An 18,711-nucleotide genomic window follows, 5' to 3' on the forward strand; every position below is an offset into this window, starting at 1 on the left:
TCAGCCTCCCGCCGGCGGAGTGAACGCGTGTGGATTGGTGGACGGCACGTCGGCCTCGGTGTTGAACGCCAGCACCGACGCCGGCAGGTACTGCCGCACCGCCCCCAGCGCCTCGGGTGGCACCGCCCGCAGGTGCGCCAACTCGAGGGTCTCGATCAGCACCTGGTTGAGGCTGCCGACCGTCCACGCCTCACCGGGCACCGGCGGCACGGCCAACAGGATCGCCTGCGGCGCCATCGCCTCCGGCGGGTCGTAGCGGAATGCGACACCCGTGGTCTGGGTGTCGGACGGCACCACCTCGGCCCACTCGTCCACCAGCAACCCGGACAGCACCCGGCCCGGCGCCAGCAGGTCGCCGCCGATCAGCAGCAGCGAACTGGCGCCGTCCACATAACGGCTTGCCGGCAGCGCATTCCAGGTGTCCCCGGGTGCATAGGGCACCTGTGCGACGGCGAGCTGCAACGGCCGTCCGCCCAGGGCCTCAGCCTCGCGCAACGCGATCCCGGCCCGGGCCAGCGGCTCGCGGACCCGTTCCATCCGGGTCAGCCAGACCTCGGACGCCAGCGGATCGCCACCGGTCAGCGCCGCGTCGTCGCGGGCAGCAACCACCTGCTCGACGCCGGGCGGGACGAACCGCGGCACTGCGACGAACCCGGGCCCGAGCAGCGCTCGCAGTTCGGTCAGCAGGCCGTCGACGTCGCCGGACGCCGCCGGCGCGGAGGCCAGCCGGAGGCTCAGATCGGCACGCACCCGGGCGGCCGCGGCGTCCCACCCGGACTGTGCCGAGGGCAGTCCCGCCTCGCCGACGCCCAGCGTCCAGGACGCGACCACGGCTGCCCGCAGGGCGTCGGGGTCGGCGCCGGCCAGTGCCGCATCGATCGCCCCCACCACAGACTCGACGCGTTGCCGGGCTCGGGTCGCTCGGCTGCGCAGGTCTGCCGCGTCCACCCCACCGATCGGATCGGTATGCGGCGGCTGGAGGCCCGCACCGTCCAGCGGTTTCGCCGCGGTCGCCAGGGCCGCCAGCGAACGACCCAACTCGAGCAGCGCCAGCAGGTCGGCGTCCGGCACCAGCTGCGCGGTCTCCACCACGAGCCCGGACGCCAAAGCGGCCCGGGCGGCCAGTTCGCGCAGTCCGCCCTCGGTACTCGCCAGCTGCACGAAGTCGGACGCCGCCAACCCCAGGTCTGACCATGGCACCGACACCGGGGGATCGGCGGCCAGGGTCACCGTGCGTCCGGCCGCCGAGCCGAGCATCGACCCTAGCCAGGCGTCCAATCCGGGCTCGGCGGACGCCCGCGCCGACGCAGGCGGTCCGGACCAGCCGGGGGCCGGCCGAGCGTCCGGATCGAACAGGATCAGCATCCGGTGGGTGACCGCGGCCCCGGTCCGCGGGGTGGCCAGGAAGTCGAGATCGGGCGGCGGAGTCAGGCCACGATCCACGTCGCCGACGCTGCTCACCGAACGGGCCAGGTCACCGCGGGCGAACTGGTGCGCCTGTTCGGCTTGCAGCGCGTCGGCGCAGGCGTCCACCGCGGCGTTGAGCGCCCGCAGCACGGCGATCGCCCGGTTGCGCTCGTCGTCGGTGGGCGTCCGGGTCATCGACACCAGGTGGTCGACGGCATGGTCCTCGCTACCCAGCCACAACTCGTGCAGCCGCAGGCCGTCCAGCCGGCGGGCAGAAACTGGCAGATCCTCCTGACCGGGCAGCGGCGCGACTTCGCGTGCGTCGTTGATGGCGAAGTCAAGATTGCGCTCGTGCAGGTCGCGCTCGACCAGGTAACCGAGCACCGCACCGACCGTGCGCCCGGCCCGGACGCCGTCGAACACCCAGCGGGCCAGCCGGATCCGCTCCGAGGTCAGGCTGACCGCGAACGGGTCCTGCTCGCCGCCGCCGTGCGACAGGTGCGCGTTGCGCAGCATCGCCGCCACCTGCGCCTGATGCACCGAGGGGGCATGGATGAACCCGGGGTCGCCGTCGGCGTACCGCAGCGGCGCCGGTTCGCCGGCGGGCGGCTGCGCGACCGGGGTGGACGCCGCGGGCTGCAGCCCCTCGACCCAGCCATAGCCGCCGACCAGCACGCCGGACGGCGCAGTCTCCCGCAGCTGGCTCAGCCGGGCCGTCGCCAAGCTGGTGACCCAGGCGTCCAGGCGATGGGTTGCGGCGTCCAGCCAGCCCAGCAACTGCCGCTCCGCCGCGGCCCCGGACGCCGACGCCGACGCCACCGCCTCGACGGCGGCCCGGAAGCCGGCCAGCGGACTCGCCGGCGACCGGTCGGCCAGTCGATCGCGAACGGTGCCACCGCTCGGCAACGTTGTAGCCCGCCGGGCCGACCAGCCGGTGACGTCGTCGCCGAAGCCGTAGAGTTCGGCGTCGGTCGCCGACAGCCCCAGCAGACGGGAGGCCGCATCGGCGTGCTCACGCAGCAACCCGTGCCGCACCAGCGCTTCGAGCATCGAGGCCGGCGGATCGGACGAGGTGGCCAGCGCGTCCGGATCGGCGGCCAGCAGGGCGCGCAAAGCCTCGGCTTCGCCTTCCGCGCGGACCAGCGGCAGGGTGACCGGACGCCCGTCAGGCTCGTGCACGACCAGCGCGCCCGGGATCAGCCCCAACCCCGCGGCCCGGGCGATCGGCAGATCCCGGTCGCGGGCGGCGTTCCAGAAGCCGCTGTCGGTCAGCTCGCGGGCCAGGAACCGGGCCAGGTTGTCGGCGAACCGGGCGCCCATGCTGCGCCGCACCCTCAGGTCGTCGGAGCGGCCCTCCAGCCGCAGCACGTCCACCAGGTCGGCGGCGACATCGCTGCCGCGTCCGATCCGGGGTGCCCGGCCGACCGCCGGACGCCAACCCTGATCGCGCAGCCCGGCCATTGCCCGCGCCAGCCGGGTGAGTCGCGCGTCGTCTCCGCCGAAGCGTCCCAGCGAGGTGACCGGCAGCACCCCGTACGGCTGTCGTCCGATCCGCAGCGCCGGCAGCGGGCCGTCCGGGCGGACGAAGCGTCCGGCGAAGTCGCGCGCCCACTCGTTGGTGGCGGCGTCCACCCCGACGAACTGGGTGAGCCAGTACCCCCAGGTCGCCGGCCACAGCGCCCGGCTCATCGCACCGGCCACCAGCGGTTCGTCGTGCTCGGCGTGCGGCAGGCCGCCGAAGAACTGCGCGTCGCCCACCCCGAGCAGCGCGGACGCCGTCGCCCCGAACGACCCGGGCGCCGGCGCCACCGCCTGCGGCGTCCAGCCACCGGGATCGGTGCTCGACCACCCGGACGGCGCCGCCTCGGCATTGTTCGTGGTGGCATCCGGGGCCAGGAAGGCGAGTCCGGCGGAGTAGCGCTGTGCGTCGAGCAGGGCGGCGAGCCCGGTAGCCCCGGCCGCAGCATCCTCGTCACGCACACCGCAGGCGACCAGCAGGTCGACACCACCGGTGATCGGCAACCGCAGCGCCATGCCGAGCTTCTCGGCCGCCTTGAAGTCGACCAGCCAGTTCATCCCGGCGTCGACTGCGGCCACCTCGTGATCGTCGGCGTCCGCGACCAGCGGCGCGGCCAGATCCGGGCCGACCGCCGGGTCGATCGTGATCGGCTGCCCGGTCGCCGCCGCGATCACCGCGCCACCCGCGTACGCCGTCACCGTCCATTGCCGGGGCAGCAACCGTGCCACCGGGGTGCTGCGCTCCTCGGTGACGGCCAGCGAGCCGAACGTCGGCTCGGCCCCGAGTGGTGCCTCGTCGCCGACCTCCGCGCTCGGCCGTGCCGCCGGGTTGGTCGGACGGGTGGCCCGGGCGATCCAGCCCGCGCGTCCGGGACCGAACCGCTCGGCGAGCGCCGCCCAGAGCCGCTGCTGCCGGTCACTATTGCCGCCGGTGCGCCACTGGCTGCGCCAAAACTCCTGGCCAGCGGCCTGTTCGGCGGCCGAAATCCGGGGATCGTGGGCGTCCACCTGCAGCTGGTCGGGATAGATCCGCACCAGCAGCTCGGCGCCGGTGTAACGGGTCTCCAGCCGCACCGGCAGCAGGGCGAGCGGGTGGGTCGCCCCGCCCAGCACGGCACCGAGCCGCGGGTCGGTGCGCAGGGCGTCGGCGGTCAGCGGACCCAGGTTCAGCGGATCGGTCATGGCTCCTGCTCCCGCATCAGCACCGTGATCGGAATGGTGATCCGGGCGGGCAGTTGGCGCAGCCGTCCGGCCAACTGGGCGGCGGTCGCGTCGCCGGCCGGGGCGTGGCTGACGCCTGGTGGTGCCTCGCCGACTTCGAACCCGAACCGCGGCGCACCCGGCTGCTCGGCGATGCTGATCGAGTAGTGGTCGGCCTGCGCCAGCGGGATGGCGAAACCGAAGTAGCTGAGGTCGGGGTCGAGGGAGCCGCGGAACACCGGCAGCCGGGTCTCCGGCGGGTCCGTGCCCGGCTTGGACGCGGTCACCACGGCGTCCGGGAAGCGCCGGATCAGCTCGCTGCGCAGCAGCAGGACGAACCGTTCCGGCCGCAGTGTCGGCGCACCCAGCGCCCGGTCGTTCCACTGGTCCAACTGCGGGATGTCGGGCGGCTCGGTGGGGGCGACGGCGGCGTCCCAGAAGCGGTCGAAGAAGGTCGCGGTGAGCGGCGACGGGAACTCGCGCCACAGCAGTTCGCGGCCGAACTCATGATTCAGCCCGACCAGGAACGCCTCGACGAAGGCGCCGTTGGTACGCAATGCCACCGCCGTGTTGGCCGGGACGCCGTCCAGCCCTGGCAACAGCCACTGCTGCCCCAACTCGACCAGGGCCAGCGCCATCGGGGTGGCGAAGCGCGGCACGAAACTGAGGTCTGGCAGGGGCGCTTCCGACGTGGACGGCGACGCCGGGGGAGTGCCGTTGAACAGTCCGTCGACCGCTGCGGCGAAGGTGCGGACTGGCGCGGTGAGTTGCTTCGCCTCGTCGAACAGCGTGCCGACCGCGATGGTGCCCAGGCCGGACGGCTGCTGCGGCGGGGTGTCCATGAAAGCCGCGAGGTGCGCCCCGGCTACCTGCCGGAACAGTGCCGCCGCAGCCGTGTCCACCCGCGGGGGACGCGGATGCGGGCGAGGATCGACGGGATCGGGATCGACCGGATCGGGCAGGTCGGGCGGGTCACCGGGATCGCCCGGCCGGCGACGGCTGATCGGGGTGGGCTCGCCGCCGTCCTCCCCGGTGCGCAGCGACGGCCGGAACACCGGGAGGCCGGTGAAGTCACCGGCCACGATCTCGCCGGGCAGGGGGAACGGACGCGGTCCGGCCGGCGCCGGCGTGGCCGACAACGCGAAGCCGGGCCGGGGCGGCATGTTTGCCACGGCGTCCGAGGTCAGCGCGGCCCAGGTCAGGGTCTGCGGCGTGGGCAGACTGGGGGCGACCGCATCGAAGGTCAGCGGTCCGGTGGGTGCCTCGAAGTCCCGCTCGATCCGGGACGCCGGCACCATCCGGCCCAGCCAGTTCAGCTTCGGCAGCGGCGTGCCACCCGACTCGGCGGCGCGTTCGGCCGTCCGCAGCGCGGGTCCGCGCACCCGGGTCACCCGCCGGACGGCAGACCCGACGGCCGCGGGCGGCAACTGGGCCTTGGACCATTGCGCGGCGAAGCTCTTGCCGCCGGTCATCGGGGGCGCCGCCATCAGCCGGGCGCGGAGCGGGGCCAGCACGAACAGTCCGGATTCGGCGGTCAACGGCGCCACATGCCGTCGATGCAGACTGGCGGCGACCGCGAACCCGAGGCCGGCCAGGCCGACCAGCCGGGTAGCCGGCCGCAGGTCGGCGGACTGATCCCAGGCCGCCGCGACCAGGGTCTCCTGCTGCCGCTGAATCACCAGCGTGCCGAGCGCGGCGGCCACCCGGGCGATCGGATCGGTGTTCAGCTGCTCGTACCAGCGGGTGCTGGCCGCGGCGTCCAGGGTGGCCGGCGTCCGGTAGGCCGAGCCGTAGCGCGGCGGGGCGAGCACCGGTTCGGCCGACGGGGCGGCGTCCGGCGTGTTCAGCACAGCACCCAACGCGGAGGCGAACCTGGTAGCCAGACCGGGATCGGTCCACCGGTTGGCGGGGGTGTCAAGGGCCAGCAGGGCGCCGCCGAGCAGCTCCTGGGCGTCGTCGGTGCCGGTCAATCCGAGCCCGGCGGTGGACAGGTCGACCGGTCGGGTGCCGAACCCGTCGCCGACCGGACGCCCGCGGATCGCCAGCGCCAGCGACTGGAAGTCGCCGGCCGGCCCGGTCGCGAATCGCCAGTGGTGATAGACCGGCAACTCGACGGCCGGCATGCCGTCGGCGAGGGTCCAGGCGGGTCCTTCGGCGGTGCCCGGATCGTCGCCCAGGCCCGCCCGGCGTCCGGCCTCGAAGGTGGGCACCACGCAGGCCAGATACGACGTCTGTTCGTCCAGCAGCCGTCCGCAGACGAGGCGGGACAGGTTGCGGGCCGGGTCGCCGGCCAGCGCCGCCGCCACCCCGGCCGCGTCGGCCGCACCGTCCAGCGCCACCTGGGCGTGCGCCCAGGCCCACGAGTCGGCCAGGTCGGGCAGTTCCTTCTCGGGTTTGGCCGGACCGCCGATGGTCAGCACCGGAAGGGCGCCGCGTCCGGCCGGTCCGAGCCGCACCCCGGGCTGTTCGCGCACCACGACTAGGCACAGCCAGGGCCGCAGCTTCCCACCGGACGCCGACGCCGGGGTGAACAGCCACGGCAGCCCCGGGTCGTCGAACTCGACCAGCACCAGGTAGTTCGACTCGAAGGTGCTGGTGTTCGGCGCCGGGTCGGAGCGGATCACCTGCTGCGGCGAAACCCCGGTGACGACGCCCGGCCCGAGCAGTTGCACCGGCACCGACGCACTCGGGCCGTTGTTGACGGTGACCCCCACCGTGGTGCCGACGTGACTGGCGGGATGCCCGGTGCGCAGATCGGGCGGCAGCGCCAGAGCGCCTCCCCGGCGGACCCAGGGCAGGAAGGTCAGGGCCGGCTGGCTCATGGCACCGCCCCCGCCACCAGTCCCGAGGCCGTCAGCCGGGGCGCGTCCGGACGCGGCCCGCGGGCATAGCGGCCGGCAACCGACGTGCGGGTCAGCGCCCGGGCCGCCGCACTCATCCGCAGCCCGGCCGCGACGTGGTCCGGTGCCGCCGGCTTGGGCTGAGGTTGCACGACCGGTGTGCCGTCCGGGCCGATCAGAATCTCGGTGTACCTGAACGGGGCCGCGACACCGGCGGACGCGTCGGTGGCGTAGCCGTCATTACCGAAGCTCACCCCGGCTTGCCGGGTCACCATGCCGGGGCTCGACAGCCGCTCGGCGTCGGTCTGCTCGAAGAACTGGCTGTCCGGGAACTCGTCGTGTACCAGCTGGTCGAAGGTGGTGATCACCGTCTCGCCCACCCGGCCGGCGGTGATCGCGAACCGGCGCTCCCGGGCCGGCACGAACGCGCCGACCCGGTCGATGTCGCGGACGACGTTGAGCGGCACGAACCCCTGCTGCACCACTAACCGGCCCAGCGGGTGCAGCCAGAGCCCGCCGGCGGCCGGGTCGGTGCGGACGCCGACCAGTTCGCCGGCGGTGGGCGGCAACACGGCGCGCCAGCTGAGCGGGTCGTTCAGCCGGCCGACAAGCTCGTTCAGCACGTCCAGAGCCTCGCTGACCACCGCGTTGCTGCCGCCGATCAGGGTCTTGTCGAACGACACCGTGTAGTCCCACCACAGGATGCCGAAGGTCGCCTTGCCGGCCACCCGCAGCGGCAGCGGACCCTCCAGGGTGCCGCGGACGTCCACCTTGAACAGGCTGCGGCTGCCCCGTTTGAGTTGGACGCCGGCCTTGAAGTCGGCAATGAAGTGCGGCGGCCAGAACTGGACCAGCACGTCGAAACCGATGTAGCCCTCGATCGAGAAACCGTAGGCGGCCGCGTAGAGCGAGGCGGTGGCACCGAACTGCAGAGTGTTCGGAGTGATCGCCAGGTAGGCCTCGACGATCAGCTTCGGGTTGTCGCCGGTGGTCAGGGCGACGGTCACCCGGGGCACCGCCGGGAAGTTGGCGGGAGGACTGAACCGCGGGTTGAAACCGCCGACGGCCAGCGCGAACCCGAGTCCGGGAGCCCGCCGGAAAGCGGCGGCACCGGTCAGCGCGAACCGGCCGAACAGCTTCGACTCGTACAGCACCGCGTCCAGGGCGGCGAACCCGGTGGAGAAGTCGTACTCGCCGACCACGTCCAGGTTGAGGGTGAGCAGGGCAGCCTTCTGCTGCGGCAGCACTGAACTGACCCGGCCGAGCACCAGCAGCCGGGACGAGTCGGTGCTGCTGTCCCGCTCCAGCATCAGCGCCAGGTCGGCCCGCAGCAGCGGGTTCGACGCGCTGCCGAAGGTGAGCTTCACCAGCAGCCCGTAGATATGAGTGCCCTCCCGGGGCGGGAAGAAGGTGCGCAGCCCGGCCACCATCTCGGGCAGCGTCTTGATCGGATCGGCCGGGAAGAGCAGGTATTTCAGCTTGCCGGACGGCAGCGCGGCACGGACGGCGGGCACGTCCAGGGTGCGGTCGGCGGCGTACAGCACGCCGAGGCCGTCCAGGGTGATGAAGCCGGCGGTGAGGCCGAGGTGCTCCACGGTGCCGATCAGGATGAACGAGGTCAGCGGGTTGCCCTGGGCGTCGCGGGTGGAGACCAGGCCGAGACAGGTCAGGGTCACCCGGCTGGCGATCCGCAGCACCACCGCGCCGTAGTAGTCGCCGGTGGCCGGGTCGCGATGGACCGCGCCGCCGCCGCTGATCGGGCCGGTCTCGATGTTGAGCGCGATGCCGGTGGGCAGCGAGGCGTCCACGTGGGCGTCGATCACCTTGAGGTTGCGGTCCTTCTGTAGCGTCATGGTGTCGGCCTGGAACAGCAACCCCAGCTGGTCGACCCGCAGGTACACCGGGCCCCAGGTGGCACTGAAGGTGATCAGGGCGCCGGCGGCGACCGCCCAGCCGGTAGCGGGGGCGTCGGCGGTGCGCCCGGCCAGCCGGATCACCACCTCGAGCAGGTTGATCCCGCTGCCGAAGAGGTCGCCGCCACCCAGCGGCAGGGTCAGGTCGAGATCGGACGGCCCGGCCGGGCCCGCGGAGTCGAACGGCACGGTGGCGCCGGTGGCGTCCGCTCCGGAGACCCGGTGGATCTCGCGGATGAAACCCAGGTTCGAGTCGTAGCCCAGGCTGAACCCGAACATCGTGCGGTACGGCTTGCCGCCGAGCAGCTTGCGCATCAGGCTGTCGGCACTGGCGCCGTCCACCACCAGCGCGCAGTTGTCGAAGACCGCCAGGATGCGGGCACCGCTCGCCGACAGCGTGAGCCGGAACGCGATTCCGCCCAGCTCGACGCGAATGCCCTTGTCGCGCGGCAGGTAGTAGCTGACGCCGCTCGGGTCGGGCGTGGCGACGTAACCGAACGACGCCTCCAGCCCGGACGCCTCGGAGCTGGCCTCGATGTCGTCGCCGCCGATCAGCAGGGCGGCGCCGGCATCGCTCTTCACGCCGGCCCGGAACCGCCACTCCGGGCGGCCCTTGCCGCGGTTCGGGTTCAGCACCTGGTCGATGGTCAGCGCACCGCCGAGCGCCAGGAACAGCTGCCGGGGACGCCCCGGGGTGCCCAGCCGGCGCGGCAGGTACTGCCAGCTGACCTTCAGTTCTTCGGCGACCGAGTCGGCCTGATGACGCAGCGAGAAGGACACCATCCGGCTGGCCAGCAGGTCGGCGGCGGTGGGCCGCTGGTCGGAATCGATGTCGAGCCCGGGGCCGTCCCAGCCGACGATGACGTCGCTGAGGATGTTCTCGCTGAACTCGTCCTTGGTCTGGTCGATGGTGGCGATCGCAGCCATCAGCCCGCGGATCAGTCCGTCGACGACCAGGAAGCCCTTGTCGCGCGCGGTGTCGTCGATGACGGTCGCCCCCTCGCGGGTGCCGTCCAGTTCGTTGAGGGTGCGGCCGGGGTCGCAGACGAACCACAACACGGTGGCGAAGGCATTGAAGAAGCGGCCGGCGTGATACTCGCCGCCGGACCGGTGCGGCAATGCCTGGTCGCCGGGGCCCAGCGAGCCGGTCAATTCCCAGGCGATGCTCAGCGATTCGACGATCAGGAACAGCTTGGGCCAACGCTGCCGGACGTAGCTGCGGCCGAGCAGGTCGAACAGGCTGTTGATGAAGGTGTCGGTGCGGCCCGACCAGTCGGTGTCGCTCCAGGACTCGACCTGGTCGATGATCGCGCCGAGCAGCAGCGCGATGTCGCCGGCGGCCTGGATGTCGGCCTGCAGGTCGGCGTCCACCGCGTCGCGGTAGGCCTTGATCGAGGCCAGCGGCGCCTCGGGAAGGGTCAGCGTGCCGGTTCCGGGCTGTGCGCCGAGATCCCGCAGGATCGCATCCCGGGCCTGCTTCGAACTGGTGCCGCCGAGCAGTTCGCCGACGAAGACGATGAAGTCGAGCACCTCGCCGGCGATGCTGCGCAGCACGGACGAGGCGCTCATGACGTCGGCTCCGGGATCGGCACGGGCTCGATCGCGAACCGGCGCAGATGCTCGGGCGGCTCTTCGGTCAACGGGCCGAGCGGCGCCCGGTGCACCATGTACGGCCCCATCACCGGCAGCTGGGTGTCGGGATCGACCGCCTCGGTGTACACCTCGCCGATCGCGGTGAGCGCGTCGCCGTCGCTCTCGAAGCGGCAGATGCCGAAGTTGGAGCGGAACATCATCTGCTTGGTGTTCCGCATCCGTTCCAGGGCGTGCTGATGGCGCACCGCGACCGCGCGCAGCGCGGCGAACGTGGTTGCCGGGTCGGCCGCCTGGGTCTCGATCTGGGCCTCGTCGAGCGGGAACGCCCGGATCGGGCTGGGCCGTTCGGCGTCCGGCCGGACGTCGAGCAGGGGAGTGACCCGCCAGCGCCACTGGGGCAGGTTGGCCGGGTTCAGCCGGGACGTCTTGGCCTCGTCGGTTTCGCCCGGCGGGTTGTCGTCGATCCAGCCGTGGGTGGGCAGCAGCACCGGGCTGCGTTGCAGCTTCGCGCGGGTGAGGGCGACCAGGTCGTCCTCGGTGCGTCCGGACGGCAGCAGCACCAGATTCTCCGCCGGCCTGGTCCAGCCGAGCCGCTCGACGCCGAGCCGGGCGCGGAGCATTTGTTGCAGCAACATGGCCTTGGCGTCGAGGGCCTGCAGGTAGACCGGCATCACGTTCTTGAAGCCGCTCGAGGTGAACTGGGCGATCCGTGCCGGGCTGGTGCTGGCGCCCCGCCAGTAGCTCATCAGATTGGACGCCGCATTGTGCACGTCGCCGGACAACAACACCACCCGGCCGTGCTCGGCCAGCCGGGACAGCAGGTACTCGAAGGTGTCCTCGTCCAGCGCCCAGGTCTCCAGCGCGTCCGGGTTGGTGCCCGGCATCAACCGGGAGCCGGAGGTGCGGTCCTCGGCCAACTTCTCCATGTGCGCGGCGTCGAAGATCCGGTAGATGGCGCGGCTGACCACCTCGTCGAGCACCGGCGGGCCGATCACCTGCAGCGGCGCGACCACCACCAGCACCTCGACGCCGTCCGGCAGCGGAGGCTTGGGGATCTGCTCGTCGAGGGCTTCCTTCGACACGTTGCCGGGCGGCCCGATCTCGCTGACGTAGCTGCGCCGGGTGCGGTTGTCGAGCGCCACCACCCGATGCTTGGGGCCGTCGATCATGAAGTGCCAGCTGATCGGCGGCTTCACCGGGAGGAAGCGTCCGTCCGGCAACGGGGCGTTGTCCAGGTTGTGGCCCAGCATGACCGCCAGCTCGGTGAACACGTCCGCCTCCGGGCCCTTGGTCGCGCCCTCGGGGAACAACTTGGTGGCCTGGACCAGCAGGTCGCTGGGCAGTTCCCCCTTGAGGTCGGGACGCTCGGTAGAGGTGAGGTCGTAACGGCGCGGGTCGTTGCCCCAGTCCTGGAACAGCGCGTAGGCCGTCATCGCGTTGGTCAGGATGCTCTGGCCCAAGGCGGTGCCGAGCACCCGGTGCCGCCACATCGGGGTGAGGAAGTAGTCGTCGGTGACGTCGTGGTCGTCGAGGATCATGTAGGTCGGCACGTTGGCGAGCAGCCGCTGCGCCCGCCACAGGCTGGCCAGGAACTGCCGGTGCACCCGGTGGTTGCGGCGGCTCACCTTCGGCTTCTTGATGGCCTCTTCCGCCTTGGCCTTGGCGCGCTTCTGGTCCTCGTCGGCCCGCTCGGCGTCGGTCAGCTTCCGGCGCCGCTCGGCCTCCTTGGCGATCTCTTCCTTGCGCACCTCGGCGTCGGTGAAGGTGTACTGCGGCACGCGGGCGGGATAACCCGCCTCGGGCAGGCTCACCGACTGGGTGTCGGTGAGCACGTCGAGCCATTTGACCGGGACCGGGTCCGCGTTGGGTGTGGCCGGCAGCATCGTCGCGCCGGGAATCGTCAGACCCCAGCAGGCCGGCGACCAGTAGAGCAGGTAGGCCGCGGCGAACTCGCCCATCGAGATCAGGTGGTTCTTGCCGTCCTCGCTGGTCAGCTGGGCGCTGTTCTTGGTCAGGAACAGCCGGTTGCCGACACCGAACCAGGGCGGTCCGGCGGGCAGCGGGTTGGCGGCGGTGTCGGCGGCGGGCTGCGGGGCGTAGGCGGCATCCGGGTTCTCGGGGTCGGGCGTGCCGGTGCGCAACCGGACCTGGTTGACGGCGATCCGCTCGATCGGCGTCCGGGCCGGCTCACCGGGCAGCGGGGCGGCCGCGGGAGCGGTTCCGATCAGCTCGACGCCCAGTTCGACGACGCGTTGCATCAGCACGTCCTCGACGTCGTCGGCATAGATCTGGTCGCCGCCGAGGAACAGCTGATGCAGCCGCCCCCGCGGGTCGCCGACCCGTTCGGCCAGGTAGGCGTCCATCCAGGCCAGGGCGTCCCCGTCGTCGTAGCCCGGACGCCGGCATGAGCCGTAGCCGATCTGCAGGTCGTCCAGGCTGCTGGGCGGCAGGGCGAAACTGGGCAGCATCCGGTCGGCGTAACCGAGCGGCCCAGCGGTCGTGCCGCTGACCTGGCGGGTCTCCAGCAGCTTCAGCGACTGCAGGGTGTTGGTGCCGCCGTCCGCCTCGATCCACAGGTTGTAGGAGTACAGCCGGTCGGGCTGAAAGGTCTTCCCCGACGCAGGAGGGATGCGGGCGGAGACCATGCTCAGGTAGAGATGCTCGCCGACCCGGATCGCCTCCGCGCCCGGAAACGGCGCCGGCGCGTTCGGGTCGGGCGGATCCGCGCTGGAGACGAACGGCGCATTGGTGGTGTCGTACGCGACCCGTCCCTCGAACACCTCCAAGGTCACTTCCGCCGGGCTGCTGAACGCCGTCCAGACGCTGACCAGCCCCGGGTCGACCCTACGCAGAATCGGACCCGCCAGAAGCAACGGAAGTTCCATCAGTGCTGCCTGTTCCCCGGGGCGGAATCGCTTCGGACCCTACGCCCCGGCCTCCGGCCAAGTCCCTGGGTACAAGTGCGTATGGCGACCCGACCCGGTACGCGGGGACGGTTCTCCCGGTTACCGGGGACGGTTCTCTTGGTCACCGGGGACGGTTCTCCCGGTCACCGGGGACGGTTCTCCCGGTCACCGGGGACGGTTCTCCCGGTCACCGGGGACGGTTCTCCCGGTCACCGGGGACGGTTCCCTTGGTCACCGGACCAGCCCGCGAGCGCGGCGATGTCGAGATCGCTCGCCGATGGGTGCAAAGCGGCCCGATTTCGGGTCTTGACACGAAATCGGACAGCTTTCCCTCCATCGGACGGTGATGTCGAGATCGCCGCTGGCTCGGGATGGGGGCGTCCGGGTCCCCTGTCCACGATCCAGTGCCCGCGGGAACCCGTCCCCAGTGACCAAAGGAACCCGTCCCCAGTGACCAAAGGAACCCGTCCCCAGTGACCAAAGGAACCGTCCCCGGTGACCGGGAGAACCGTCCCCGGTGACCGGGAGAACCGTCCCCGGTGACCGGGAGAACCGTCCCCGGTGACCAAAGGAACCGTCCCCAGTGACCAAGAGAACCGTCCCCGCGGTCCGGTGAACCCTTCGTAGCTAGCGCGATAGGCTGTCGGATCGAACAGGAGGAACCATGACCGAGCGCATCCAGCGTCAGCGCGGTACCGCGCGCGCTGAGGAGCCGCAGGTCGAGGTGACCCCGGCGACCACCAAGCCGGCGGTCGACTACGACGCTCTGCTCGACGAGATCGATTCGGTGCTCGAGAGCGATGCCGAGGAGTATGTGCGCTCCTTCGTGCAGAAGGGCGGCCAGTGAACGAACCAACCCTGACCCCAGCGGTGGTGATCGGAACCGGGCTGGTCGGGGCTTCGGTCGGTGCCGCCCTGGTCAAGGCCGGCGTCGAGGTGCACCTGATCGACCGGCTCTCTTCCCATGCCAAGGTCGCAGCCTCACGCGGCGCTGGCACCACCGATCCGATCGACCCGGCCACGGTCAGGCTCGTCGTCGTTGCCGTCCCACCGGCGCGGCTTGCGGACACGATCGAGAAGGCCCTGCGCACTTACCCGAAGGCGACCGTCACCGATGTCGGCTCGGTGAAGGGCACAGTGCTGGCCGAGTTGCGCGGACGCGGGCTCAACCTTGCCCGCTACGTCGGCTCGCACCCGATGGCCGGTTCCCAGCGCGTGGGACCGCTGACCTCACGCCCGGATCTCTTCGTCGATCGCACCTGGGTGATCACCCCGCACGACACGTCCCGGGCGAAAGCGGTGCTCACCGTGCATGCGTTGGCCCGCAACTGCGGCGCCCGGATCGTCTCCATGGGCGCCACCCACCACGACGAGGCTGTCGCCCAGGTGTCCCACCTGCCGCAGCTGATGAGCAGCCTGACCGCCACCCGGCTCAACGACGTCCCGGACGAGCACCTGCGGCTCGCCGGCCAGGGTGTGCGCGACGTGACGCGAGTGGCCGCGTCCGACCCACGGCTGTGGACGCAGATCATCAGCGCCAACGCGGACGCGGTACGTGCCGAACTTGAGGCCGTCCGGGACACCCTGAACGAATTGCTCGACGGTTGGGGCGACGAGGACGCCCTGCGCCGCTTCCTCGCCGACGGACGCCGCGGCGTCCGGGAACTGCCGGGTAAGCACGGCACCGGTGAGGCCGCTTATGCGGAGGTTATTGTGGCAATTCCCGACACCCCCGGCGCGCTGGCCCGGCTGTTCGCCGATGTCGAGGCGGCCGGCGTGAACGTCGAAGACATCCGCATCGACCACGACCCCGAACGCGAGATCGGCTATCTCGCGGTCGGTGTGACCAAAGCTGCCCGGGCCGGCCTCGAGAACGCCATGACCGCAGCCGGCTGGACGCTGCGCTACTCCGAGTCGTTGTGAGGACGATGATGACAAAACCCCTAGTGATCGCCATCGATGGAGCCAGCGGCTCGGGCAAGTCGAGCACCGCCCGCGGGGTGGCGACCCGGCTCGGGCTGGCCTACCTGGACACCGGCGCGATGTACCGCGCGGTCACCGTCGCCTACCTGGACGCCGGCGTCGACGGCACTGACACCGCCGCCGTCACCGCCGCCGTGGTGCGCGCCGACATCCAAATCTCCACCGATCCCACCGATCAACGGGTACGGGTGAACGGCCGCGACGTCACTGAGGAGATCCGCTCGCAGCGGATCTCCAGCAACGTCTCCACGGTGGCGGTGATCCCGGCTTGCCGGGAGAACCTGGTCGCTCGTCAGCGGGCAATCATCGAGGCCGCGCCGAACGGGATCGTCGCCGAGGGCCGCGACATCACCACCGTCGTGGCCCCGGACGCCGACGTCCGGCTGCTGCTCAGCGCCGATCCGGCGGTCCGGATGGCCCGCCGCAGACTCGACCACGACGGCCAGATCGACGACGCCGCGCTGCGCGACCAGATCCTGCGCCGCGACGCCGACGACTCCACCCTGGTGAACTTCTCCACCGCCGCGGACGGGGTGATCAGCCTGGACGGCAGCCTGCTCTCGCTGGAGCAGGTGATCGACGCGGTGGTGGAACTGGCGGAACGGGCGGCTTCGACACGTTCAACCGGCGATGACAAGGAAACACCATGACCGAAAGCGCCGAAGAACTGATCAAGCCAGTGGTGGCCGTCGTCGGACGCCCCAACGTCGGCAAGTCGATGCTGGTCAACCGGATCATCGGACGCCGGGAGGCCGTCGTCCAGGACATCCCCGGGGTGACCCGCGACCGGGTCTCCTACGACGCGTCCTGGAACGGGCGCGAGTTCGTCATCGTCGACACCGGCGGCTGGGCACCGGACGCCAAGGGGCTGGCGGCGCAGATCGCCGAACAGGCGGAACTGGCCATCGCCGCCGCCGACACGGTCTTGTTCGTCGTGGACGCCTCCGTCGGCATCCAGGACGTCGACGAGGCCGTCGTCCAGGTCCTGAGGCGCAGCCGCAAGCCGGTGGTGCTGGCCGCCAACAAGGTGGACGACGCCCGCAACGAGGCCGAGGCGGCGATGATGTGGAACCTCGGGCTGGGGGAGCCGCACCCGGTCTCCGCCCTGCACGGACGCGGTTCCGGCGACCTGCTCGACGCCCTGATGGCGGCCCTTCCGGAAGCCCCGCGGGAGTCTGAGGAGACCATCGGCGGCCCGCGCCGGGTGGCGATCGTGGGACGTCCGAACGTCGGCAAGTCGTCACTGCTGAACAAGCTCGCCCACCAGCAGCGTTCGGTGGTCGACAACGTCGCCGGCACCACCGTCGACCCGGTCGACGAACTGGTCGAGGTCGCCGGCATCGTCTACCGCTTCATCGACACCGCCGGCATCCGTCGCCGGGTCAAGGAGGCGTCCGGACACGAGTACTACGCCTCACTGCGGACGGCGTCCGCGATCGAACGGGCCGAGGTGTGCGTGGTGGTGATCGACGCGTCCGAGCCGATCGCCGACCAGGATCTGCGGGTGATCACCATGGCCGAAGAGGCTGGCAAGGCGCTGGTGATCGCCTACAACAAGTGGGATCTGACCGACGAGGAGCGCCGGCACTACCTCAACCGCGAGATCGAGCAGGACATCCAGGCGTTCTCCTGGGCACCCTCGGTGAACATATCGGCACTGACCGGACGCGGCGTCGACCGGCTGTCGAAGGCCATCGAAACCGCGCTAGAGGGCTGGGAGACCCGGGTGTCGACCGGCAAGCTCAACGCGTTCCTGGGCCGGATCACCGCCGCCCACCCGCACCCGGTGCGCGGCGGCAAGCAGTCCCGGATCCTGTTCGGCACCCAGGCGCACACCGCCCCGCCGACGTTCGCCCTGTTCACCTCCGGACAGCTGGACCCGGGCTACATCCGGTTCCTGCGGCGCCGGCTACGCGAAGAATTCGGCTTCGCCGGCACCCCCGTCCAGATCGAGGTGCGCGCGCGGGAGAAGCGCAAGAAGTAGCTACCGCTGGCCGGGCCACTGGTTCTGCGAGGAACCTGGCTGCCCAGGCTGCGGCGGATACTGCTGGCCCGGATATTGCTGCTGGCCGGGGTACTGCTGCTGGCCGGGGTACGGCTGAGCCGGCGGGTACTGCTGCTGACCGGGGTACGGCTGAGCCGGCGGGTATTGCTGACTCGGGCCAGGCGCCGGCTGGCCCGGGTACTGCGGTGCGTAGCCGGGCTGCCCGTAGCCGTACTGCGTGGGCAGCTCGCTGCGGCGCACCTGATCGACGAACATGTAGGTGTAGTAGATCTGCATGAATGGCGTGGTGACCAGCTGAACGGCCACCTGCAGCAGATACGAAACTGCGTACAACGGAATGAGACCCATCAGATAGGTCATCAACTCGGCCGCGGTGGGCGTGCTCGGCATGGTGTCGATGAAGCTGCCGCCCGCGAGCTGGGTGATCGTGCTGACCACCCACAGGACGGCCGCGATCGCGAGTTGCGGCAACAGCGCGTAACCGAGAGTTCGCCAGAAGCTGCCTTTGGTGAGCGTCCACGAGCGCTTCATTGCTTCGATGCCGCCGAGCTGCTCGAGCGCCACCCCTTGGGTGATGTAGATCAGCTTGGTGCCCAGGAAGATCGCCAGCGGAATGCCGACCACGATCAGCAGCAGCATCAAGCCGAGGACACCGTAGATCGCATCAGAGGAAGCACTGCTCGAACTGCTGCTGAGCACTCCCCACATCATCGCGGCGAGCAACGCATAGAAGGCGATCACCGCACCGAAGAAGATTGCGATCACCGGCAGCATCCGCGGCAGGAAGCCCTTGGTGCGCGCCATCAGTCCACCGAAGTCGGGCCGCTGGCCCTGGGCGATCTCGTAGGCGGCCAGGGACATCATGCCGGTCATCTTCAGCTGGGCAAGTCCGGCGATCAAGCCACCGGCACCGATCACGACTGTCACCAGGACCAGGGCTGACATGATGCCGTTGCGGCTACCGGTGGCCGCGGCTCCGCCACCGATGACGGCGGCGGCAATCAGCACCACCACCATCAGCAACGACGGCACCAAGGTCAGCAGGACGAAGAGCAGGAAGCGCCGCTTCAGGGCCTCGAACGAACCGGAGAAGAGCCCGGAAATATCCATCGGGCTGGGACGCAGCATGGGAGTGGGGTTGATCACGCGCAGCAGTCTACGGTCCGGCCGGCCCGGACAGCGGGCGGCGCGCAGACTCGCTTTGAGGGCGGCCACTCGTTCCGTGTAGGGTGAGCCGTCGGGGCCACGGCTCCGGTAGTTGAACGGGCTGTGGCGCAGCTTGGTAGCGCACTTGACTGGGGGTCAAGGGGTCGCAGGTTCAAATCCTGTCAGCCCGACGGGTTATT

The 18,711-nt window shown here is 71.1% G+C and carries 9 protein-coding genes and 1 tRNA gene; 5 read left to right on the forward strand and 5 right to left on the reverse strand.

All coding sequences use genetic code 11. The annotated features are described in order from the left end of the window. The 4 genes from QM711_RS02845 to QM711_RS02860 are packed head-to-tail and all read right to left on the reverse strand — an operon-like array spanning position 1 to position 13,356. Positions 1-4,107, reverse strand: a complete 4,107-nt coding sequence (locus QM711_RS02845) for a hypothetical protein (RefSeq protein WP_415096194.1) — start codon at positions 4,105-4,107, stop codon at positions 1-3. After that, entirely contained in the window at positions 4,104-6,947 is a 2,844-nt protein-coding gene (locus QM711_RS02850; protein ID WP_415096195.1) for a hypothetical protein, read from the reverse strand. The genes QM711_RS02845 and QM711_RS02850 overlap by 4 nt, the downstream gene beginning before the upstream one ends. Then, on the reverse strand, positions 6,944-10,447 hold the full coding sequence (locus QM711_RS02855) for a DUF6603 domain-containing protein (protein ID WP_415096196.1): 3,504 nt from the start codon (positions 10,445-10,447) through the stop codon (positions 6,944-6,946). The genes QM711_RS02850 and QM711_RS02855 overlap by 4 nt, the downstream gene beginning before the upstream one ends. Then, on the reverse strand, positions 10,444-13,356 hold the full coding sequence (locus tag QM711_RS02860) for a hypothetical protein (protein WP_415096197.1): 2,913 nt from the start codon (positions 13,354-13,356) through the stop codon (positions 10,444-10,446). The genes QM711_RS02855 and QM711_RS02860 overlap by 4 nt, the downstream gene beginning before the upstream one ends. A 685-nt stretch (positions 13,357-14,041) precedes the next feature. On the opposite strand from QM711_RS02860, the gene QM711_RS02865 reads away from it, so the two are divergent. From QM711_RS02865 to der, 4 genes are read left to right on the forward strand one after another with little or no spacing between them, the layout of a single operon-like run. Next, entirely contained in the window at positions 14,042-14,224 is a 183-nt protein-coding gene (locus QM711_RS02865) for a ubiquitin-like protein Pup (protein ID WP_415096198.1), read from the forward strand. Further along, positions 14,221-15,300, forward strand: a complete 1,080-nt coding sequence (locus QM711_RS02870; protein WP_415096199.1) for a prephenate dehydrogenase — start codon at positions 14,221-14,223, stop codon at positions 15,298-15,300. Before QM711_RS02865 ends, QM711_RS02870 begins: the two co-directional genes overlap by 4 nt. A 5-nt stretch (positions 15,301-15,305) precedes the next feature. Then, a complete protein-coding gene (gene cmk, locus QM711_RS02875; protein ID WP_415096200.1) occupies positions 15,306-16,010 on the forward strand; it encodes a (d)CMP kinase in 705 nt (234 codons plus the stop codon). Further along, a complete protein-coding gene (der, locus tag QM711_RS02880; RefSeq protein ID WP_415096201.1) occupies positions 16,007-17,344 on the forward strand; it encodes a ribosome biogenesis GTPase Der in 1,338 nt (445 codons plus the stop codon). The genes cmk and der overlap by 4 nt, the downstream gene beginning before the upstream one ends. Here the strand turns inward: der and QM711_RS02885 are convergent, their stop codons facing one another. Continuing rightward, a complete protein-coding gene (locus QM711_RS02885) occupies positions 17,345-18,511 on the reverse strand; it encodes a glycerophosphoryl diester phosphodiesterase membrane domain-containing protein (RefSeq protein WP_415096202.1) in 1,167 nt (388 codons plus the stop codon). A gap of 117 nt (positions 18,512-18,628) precedes the next feature. Here QM711_RS02885 and QM711_RS02890 point away from each other — a divergent pair. Next, positions 18,629-18,702: transfer RNA gene (locus QM711_RS02890), tRNA-Pro, on the forward strand. The last annotated feature ends 9 nt before the right edge of the window (positions 18,703-18,711 follow it).

The organism is Micropruina sp. (assembly GCF_047602385.1).
In the GTDB taxonomy this organism is placed as follows: domain Bacteria; phylum Actinomycetota; class Actinomycetes; order Propionibacteriales; family Propionibacteriaceae; genus Micropruina.

Coding starts and splice junctions, on each gene's coding strand:
- QM711_RS02845 (WP_415096194.1), bottom strand. CDS start 4,107: ATGACCGATCCGCTGAACCTGGGTCCGCTGACCGCCGACGCCCTGCGC.
- QM711_RS02850 (WP_415096195.1), bottom strand. CDS start 6,947: ATGAGCCAGCCGGCCCTGACCTTCCTGCCCTGGGTCCGCCGGGGAGGC.
- QM711_RS02855 (WP_415096196.1), bottom strand. CDS start 10,447: ATGAGCGCCTCGTCCGTGCTGCGCAGCATCGCCGGCGAGGTGCTCGAC.
- QM711_RS02860 (WP_415096197.1), bottom strand. CDS start 13,356: ATGGAACTTCCGTTGCTTCTGGCGGGTCCGATTCTGCGTAGGGTCGAC.
- QM711_RS02865 (WP_415096198.1), top strand. CDS start 14,042: ATGACCGAGCGCATCCAGCGTCAGCGCGGTACCGCGCGCGCTGAGGAG.
- cmk (WP_415096200.1), top strand. CDS start 15,306: ATGATGACAAAACCCCTAGTGATCGCCATCGATGGAGCCAGCGGCTCG.
- der (WP_415096201.1), top strand. CDS start 16,007: ATGACCGAAAGCGCCGAAGAACTGATCAAGCCAGTGGTGGCCGTCGTC.